This window comes from Pseudacidovorax sp. DMC4 (assembly GCF_056314265.1).
In genome coordinates, this window is the sequence record NZ_JBQUYR010000024.1 from 24,173 (window position 1) to 31,056 (window position 6,884).

The 6,884-nt window shown below is 69.7% G+C and carries 7 protein-coding genes; 4 read left to right on the top strand and 3 right to left on the bottom strand.

Annotated features, from left to right (window positions below; all coding sequences use genetic code 11):
• Positions 1–3 precede the first annotated feature (3 nt).
• Entirely contained in the window at positions 4–489 is a 486-nt protein-coding gene (locus ACT54X_RS28165) for a tripartite tricarboxylate transporter TctB family protein (protein WP_294378817.1), read from the bottom strand.
• A gap of 230 nt (positions 490–719) precedes the next feature.
• Here ACT54X_RS28165 and ACT54X_RS28170 point away from each other — a divergent pair, with 230 nt between their 5' ends.
• Positions 720–1,190, top strand: coding sequence for a MarR family winged helix-turn-helix transcriptional regulator (locus ACT54X_RS28170; RefSeq protein WP_294378820.1), 471 nt, complete (start codon positions 720–722; stop codon positions 1,188–1,190).
• Positions 1,191–1,223: 33 nt separating this feature from the next.
• Here ACT54X_RS28170 and ACT54X_RS28175 read toward each other — a convergent pair whose 3' ends face one another.
• Positions 1,224–2,120 (bottom strand): LysR substrate-binding domain-containing protein, encoded by an 897-nt coding sequence (locus tag ACT54X_RS28175; RefSeq protein ID WP_476349900.1) that lies wholly within the window; start codon positions 2,118–2,120, stop codon positions 1,224–1,226.
• A gap of 273 nt (positions 2,121–2,393) precedes the next feature.
• Here ACT54X_RS28175 and ACT54X_RS28180 point away from each other — a divergent pair, with 273 nt between their 5' ends.
• From ACT54X_RS28180 to hglS, 3 genes are read left to right on the top strand one after another with little or no spacing between them, the layout of a single operon-like run.
• Positions 2,394–3,392 (top strand): Bug family tripartite tricarboxylate transporter substrate binding protein, encoded by a 999-nt coding sequence (locus ACT54X_RS28180; RefSeq protein ID WP_294378826.1) that lies wholly within the window; start codon positions 2,394–2,396, stop codon positions 3,390–3,392.
• A gap of 46 nt (positions 3,393–3,438) precedes the next feature.
• Positions 3,439–4,857: an FAD-binding oxidoreductase gene (locus ACT54X_RS28185; protein ID WP_294378828.1), complete on the top strand. Its 1,419-nt coding sequence runs from the start codon at positions 3,439–3,441 to the stop codon at positions 4,855–4,857.
• Positions 4,858–4,911: 54 nt separating this feature from the next.
• Entirely contained in the window at positions 4,912–6,303 is a 1,392-nt protein-coding gene (gene hglS, locus ACT54X_RS28190; RefSeq protein WP_294378831.1) for a 2-oxoadipate dioxygenase/decarboxylase HglS, read from the top strand.
• 98 nt (positions 6,304–6,401) lie between these two features.
• Here the strand turns inward: hglS and ACT54X_RS28195 are convergent.
• Positions 6,402–6,884 (bottom strand): recombinase family protein (locus ACT54X_RS28195; protein WP_476349903.1); only part of this gene is annotated, 483 nt, incomplete at its 5' end.

The following is a 6,884-nucleotide window of genomic DNA, read 5'->3' on the forward strand; positions in this document are numbered from 1 at the left end:
TCCTCAGCTGATGAAGGTCGGCCAGACCTGGAACTGCAGCTTCAGGCCGATGATGAAGACCAGGTAGCTGCCGACGGCCAGCAGCGTGGCCAGGATGAGCGTGGTGCGGAAGGAATAGCTCGGGCCGGCGCGACTGGCGATGAAGGTCAGTGCGTAGATGGCGAGCACCAGCCCCATGGCGGGCAACCCGATGCTCGGCAGGCCGCCCAGCAGCACGCCGAAGGCGAGGTTGGCGCAGATGATCAGCGTCAGCGGACGCCAGGCAATGGCGCCGATTCGGCCGTCGCTGCCATCGCCACGTGCGAGCGAGCCGGCGATCACAAGCAGGCCGAGCAGGGCCAGCACGACGCCCAGCATGAGGGGAAAGTAGCCGGGACCCATGCGGGCGGCGTCGCCCACGTTGTAGGAGGTGGCACCCATGGCGAACGCCGTGCCGACGCCCGTGAACATGAGGCCGGAGAAAAAGTCCTTCTGGCTTTGGATCTTCATGGCAATGGAGGTTGGAGAAGGCACGGCGGATGCGTGCAGGCGGGCGGTGCGTGCGCCCCGTTGGCCCAGCCTGGAGGGCGCGACGCGCGTCGGGGACGCGTCAGTGCCGGGTCAGATACATCATGGTATGAGCAAAAAATGCATCACATCATGAGTAATTACCCTTTCCAAACGCTCATGTGGGCGGGCCGCGCCTGGGGCTAAAGTGCCTCCATTTCGTGGGGGACCGAATGAGTGAAGGATCGGCCGCGTCGGCGGCAGACAAACGCCGGCTCGAGGCGCTGTCGGAGTTCCGGTACCGGCTGCGCAACTTCCTGCGCTTCAGCGAGGACGCGGCGCGCGAGGAGGGCATCACCGTGCTGCACTACCAGCTGCTGCTGCACACGCAGGGCTTCGCCGGACGTGACTGGGCCACCGTGACCGAGATCGCCGAGCGGCTGCAGGCGCAGGTGCACGGCGTGGTGGCGCTGATCTCGCGCTGCGAGGAGGCGGGCCTGGTGCAGCGCAAGCCGGGGCGCACCGACCGTCGCCAGACGGAGGTGCACCTGCTGCCCAAGGGGCAGCGCAAGCTTCAGAAGCTGGCGGGCCAGCACCTGGGCCAGCTCAGCGCGCTGGCCGAGGCCGTGCGGCTGGCGCAGGCCATCGCCGGCCCGGCCGAAGCGGGCGGCATGTCGGCGTCGGAGGCCGCCGAAGCTTCATAGCCAGGCTGCCGCCCGGGCGTCCGGCCGCGCCACTCAGGGCGGTGCTGCAGCCGCCTGACGTCCGAGCCACTCGCGAAATGCCCGCAGCGGCGGGTAGCGCAACTGGCTGCTGGCGCAGGCGAGGTAGTAGCTGCCGGCGCTGCCGCAGCGCAGATCGACGGCCGGCACCAACTCGCCTCGTTCGAGCTCCGAGCGGATCAGGAATTCCGGCAGCAGCGCCACGCCCAGCCCCGCCGAAGCGGCCTGGGTGACGGTGGCGAACTGGTCGATACGGGTGCCGGCCTCGTCGCCGGGCGCGAGGCCTTGCGCGGCGAACCAGTCCGTCCAGGCCTGGGGACGCGAATTCAGGTGCAGCAGCGGCGCGGCCCGCAGGTCGGCCGCTGCCGCAAAGCCGTAGTGCGCCTTGAGGGCGGGGGAGCAGGCCGGCACGACGGTCTCGCCGAACAGCAGGTCGAGTTCGGCCTGCGGCCAGTGCGCATGCCCGTAGTGGATCGCCGCATGCACGCCCTCCGCGTCCAGGTCGAAAGGGTCGAGCCGTGTCACCAGGTTGAGCGTGACGCCGGGATTGGCGCGCATGAAGTCGGGCAGAAGCGGGGCCAGCCAGCGCGTGCCCACGGTCGGCAGGATGGCCAGGGTCAGGGTGCCGGCGCCGGGGTCGGCGCGCAGCTGCAGCGTGGCGTTGCCGATGGCCCGCAGCGCGTCGCGGATTTCCAGGGCGTACATCTCCCCGGCCGGCGTGAGCCGCACCGTCTGGCGGTCGCGCGTGAAGAGCTCCACGCCCACGGCGTCTTCCAGCGCGCGGATCTGACGGCTGATGGCGCTCTGTGTCAAATGGAGCTCGTGCGCCGCCGCGGTGAACTTCTGCAGGCGCGCACAGGCTTCGAAGGCCACAAGCAGGCCCATGGACGGAAGATATTTACGGGAATTCATGAGTACGCGTGAGCGATCGGCGGGATGCGGGCCGGTCAACGCGTCGTCTGTCGAGAGGCCACCGGAAAAGCGCGACGCCGGAAGGCCTCGCCGGCATCATTCTCAAATGGAATGACCATCTTCCAAAACATTGATTGACGTCAAGGTGCGGTTTTCAAGACCATGCGCCCCCGACCTGCCCGCACGCCACGGGCGCCATGCCCCGCATGACGCACCGCGGCCGACGGGGCTTCCGCCCCGCCGATGGGGCCCCGAACACGGAGACTCCCTCTTTTGACCCGCATCCTCTCGCGCAAGCACTTCCTGGGCGCTGCCGCCCTGGCCGCCACCACCCTTCTGCTGCCCACCTGGGCCCAGGCGCAGGCGGGCGGCTATCCCGCCCGGCCGATCCGGCTCGTGGTGCCCTTCGCGCCCGGCGGCAACACCGACATCCTGGCCCGCATGGTGGGCCAGGGCCTGACCGAAAGCCTGGGCCAGCCCGTGGTCGTGGACAACGTGTCGGGGGCCAATGGCTCCATCGGTGCCAGCCGTGTCGCCACGTCCGCGGCCGATGGCTACACGCTGCTGTTCGGCACCGCCGGCACGCAGGCCATCAACCAGAGCCTGTACAAGAACCTGAGCGAGAAGAACCTCGACGACTACGAGTACGTCGCCATGGTCACCTCCATCCCCAACGTGCTGGTGGTCAGCGACACGAAGGGCGCACCGAAGACCGTGGCCGAGCTGGCGGCCAGCGAGAAAGGACGGCGCGAAGGCCTGAACTACGGCTCGCCGGGCACCGGCTCCACCGTGCACCTGTCCGGCGAACTCTTCAAGACCGCCACCAAGCTCAACCTCGTGCATGTGCCCTACAAGGGCAGCTCCCTGGCCCTCACCGACCTCCTGGGCGGGCAGATCGACTTCATCTTCGAGAACGTGACGCCGGCGCTGCCCTTCATCCAGGGCGGCAAGCTGCGGGCCCTGGCCGTGACCTCGGCCGAACGCATTCCCGTGCTGCCCAACGTGCCCACCATGAAGGAGCTGGGCTACGCCAACTTCGTGACCGCGACCTGGAATGGCGTGCTGGCCCCCAAGGGCACGCCGGCCGCCATCGTCAAGCGCCTGGAAGAGGCCACGCTCAAGGTCGCGGCCAGCCCCGAGTTCAAGGAGCGCGTCACCGCCCTGGGCGGCGAGGTGAAGCCACTGGCCGGCCCGGCCTTCCGCGACTTCGCCCGCAGCGAGTACCGCCACTGGGGCGCCATCATCAAGGACGCCGGCGTTCCCCGGCAGTGAGCCGCGGCAAGCCCACCGACAGCGCCACGCAGAACGACGCCGACGCATGACGACGCTCACCGACACCCTGGCCGCCATCGTGGGCCCCGCCCATGTGCTCACCGGCGCCGATCTCGACAGCTATGAACAGGACTGGCGCGGCCGCGTGCGGGGCCGCGCCCTGTGCGTGGTGCGCCCAGCCAGCGCCGACGAAGTGGCGCGCGTGGTGCGCGCCTGCGCCGCCGCCGGCACCAGCCTCGTGCCGCAGGGCGGCAACACCGGCCTGGTGGCGGGCTCCACGCCCGACGCCACCGGCACGCAGGTGGTGCTGAGCCTGCGCCGCATGAATGCCGTGCGGTCCATCGATCCGCAGAACATGACCTTCACCGTCGAGGCGGGCTGCATCCTGCAGACGCTGCAGCAGGTGGCGGACGAGGCCGGCTTCCTGTTTCCGCTGAGCCTGGGTGCCGAAGGCAGCTGCACCATCGGCGGCAACCTGGCCACCAATGCGGGCGGCACGCAGGTGCTGCGCTACGGCAATGCCCGCGAGCTGTGCCTGGGCCTGGAGGTCGTGACGGCACAAGGCGAGCTGTGGGACGGCCTCTCGGGCCTGCGCAAGGACAACACCGGCTACGACCTGCGCGACCTCTTCATCGGCAGCGAAGGCACCCTCGGCATCATCACTGCGGCGACGCTCAAGCTCCACCCGCGGCCTGCCGCGCAGCTCACGGCCTGGGTGGCACTGGCGTCGCTCGAAGACGCCACGGCACTGCTGGGCCTGGCGCACCAGCACCTGGCCGCCGGACTCACGGGCTTCGAGGTGATGAACCAGTTCGCGCTCGGCCTCGTCGATCGGCACTATCCGCAACTGCGCGTGCCGATGTGGCGCGAGCATGCCTGGTGCGTGCTCATCGAGCTGTCGGACAACGAGTCCGAGGACCATGCGCGCGCGCAGTTCGAGCGGCTGCTCGAGACCGCCGTCGAGCAGGGCCTCGCGGCCGACGCCATCGTGGCCGAGAACCTCAAGCAGGCCCACGACCTCTGGCACATCCGCGAGAGCATCACGCTCGCGCAGGCGGAGGAAGGCGTCAACGTCAAGCACGACATCTCGATCCCGGTGTCGCGCATCCCCGACTTCGTGCGCGAGGCCGATGCCGCGCTGGCTGCGGGCGTGCCCGGCGTGCGTTTCGTCAACTTCGGCCACCTGGGCGATGGCAACCTGCACTACAACATCCAGGCACCGGCCGAGGGCGATGCCGGGGCCTTCGTGGCCGCGCACGAGTCGACGATCAGCACCATCGTCTACGACACCGTCAGCCGCTTCGGCGGCTCGATCTCGGCCGAGCACGGCGTGGGCGAGCTCAAGCGCGAGAAGCTGCCCCACCACAAGTCGCCCGTGGCGCTGCAGCTGATGCAGGCCATCAAGCAGGCGCTCGATCCGCAGCAGCTGCTCAATCCAGGCCGGGTGCTGGCACGAACGCCCTGAAGCCCGCTGCTGCTTCGCCCTTCCGCATTCCTCCGCTTTCCAGACGCTTCCACCATGTCCTCCTTCGTCAGTCCGGATCAGATCCGCGACCGCTTCTCGCAGTCCATGTCGGCTATGTACAAGACCGAGGTGCCGCAGTACGGCGCCTTGCTCGAACTCGTGGCGCAGATCAACCAGGCCACGCTCGACGCGCAGCCCGCGCTGCGGCAGTCGCTCACGGAGGCCGGCGAGCTGCATCGCCTCGACGTGGAGCGCCACGGCGCCATCCGCCTGGGCACGCCCGAGGAGCTGGCGGCCATGCGACGCATCTTCCGCGTGATGGGCATGTTCCCGGTCGGCTACTACGACCTCTCCGTCGCCGGCGTGCCCGTGCATGCGACCGCCTTCCGGCCCGTGAGCGACGAGGCGCTGCGCCTCAACCCCTTCCGTGTGTTCACCTCGCTGCTAAGGCTGGAGCTCATCGCCGACGCCGGCCTGCGTGAGCAGGCGCGCGACATCCTTGCGAAGCGCCGCATCTTCACCGACGAGGCGCTGGCACTCACGGCGCGCTTCGAGTCCGATGGCGGGCTGACCGAAGCGCAGACCGACGCCTTCGTGCGCGAGGTGACCGAGACCTTCCGCTGGCACAGCGAGGCCACCGTGAGCCTCGACACCTATCGCCAGCTGCATGCCGCGCACCGCCTGGTGGCCGACGTGGTGTCGTTCAAGGGCCCGCACATCAACCATCTGACGCCGCGCACGCTCGACATCGATGCGGCCCAGGCCGAGATGCCGCGCCGCGGTCTGGCGGCCAAGGACGTGGTCGAAGGACCGCCGCGCCGCCGCCATCCCATCCTGCTGCGGCAGACCAGCTTCAAGGCGCTGGAAGAGGCCATCGTCTTTGCGCAAGGCGACGCCGCCGGTTCGCACACCGCCCGCTTCGGCGAGATCGAGCAGCGCGGCATGGCGCTCACCCGCAAGGGTCGCGCGCTCTACGACCAACTGCTGGCGCAGGTGCGATCGATGGAAGGGGCCGGCAGCGCCGCAGCCGACTACGGCCAACGGCTGGCCGCGGCCTTCGCGGACTTCCCGGACGAGCCGGAGGTGCTGCTGGACCAGGCGCTGGCCTTCTTCCGTCATCACGTGGCGGACGAGGCCGGCTTTGCCGCGCGCGCGGCCAGCGGCGCGCCCTTCGATCTCGCCGCGATGCGCCGCGACGGCATCGTGGGCGCACGGCCCATCGTCTACGAAGACTTCCTGCCCGTGAGCGCGGCCGGCATCTTCCAGTCCAATCTGGGCGGGGAGGAGCAGAAGAGCTACGCCGCCAATGCGGCCCAGGCCGCCTTCGAGCAGGCCCTGGGCGCGCCGGTCGCGGACGAGATCGCGCTGTACGAAGCCAGCCAGGCCGCTTCGGTGGAGGCGCTGCGGGGCCGCTACGCCGAGGTGGCGGGCGCGGGCGCGCGCTGAGGTCGACGCCGATCATTTGATGGCCGATCCCGGCCGATCGATGGGGAACGTGGCGTCAGCGCTGTCCCTGTTCTTGAGGGTCTGCGGAGCCTGGCAGATCACTCCGCCGACTTCAGATACCGCTGCACAGTGCGCGGATGCACGCCGAGCCGCTGGGCGACCTGCTCCAGGGGCTTGTGCTGCAGCTCGAGCAGCAGCGCGTCGAGCTGATCGTCGGAGAGGGCGCGAGGCCGGCCGACGTGGCTGCCGCGGCTCTTGGCGGAGGCCATGCCGGCCTTGGTGCGCTCGCTGATGAGGGAGCGTTCGAACTCGGCGAGGGCGCCCATCATGTGAAAGACGAGCATGCCGCCTGGGGTGCCGGTGTCGATGCACTCGGACAGCGAGGCGAACTGCACGCGCCGCCGGCCGAGGGCGGCCACGATCTGCACGAGGGACTTGAGGGAGCGGCCGAGGCGGTCGAGCTTCCAGACCACGAGGGTGTCGCCGGGCTTGAGGCGGCGCAGGGCGCGGGAGAGGCCTGGGCGGTCGAAGACGGCGCCGGAGACGCCGTGGTCGGTATACAGAATGTCACAGCCTGCGCT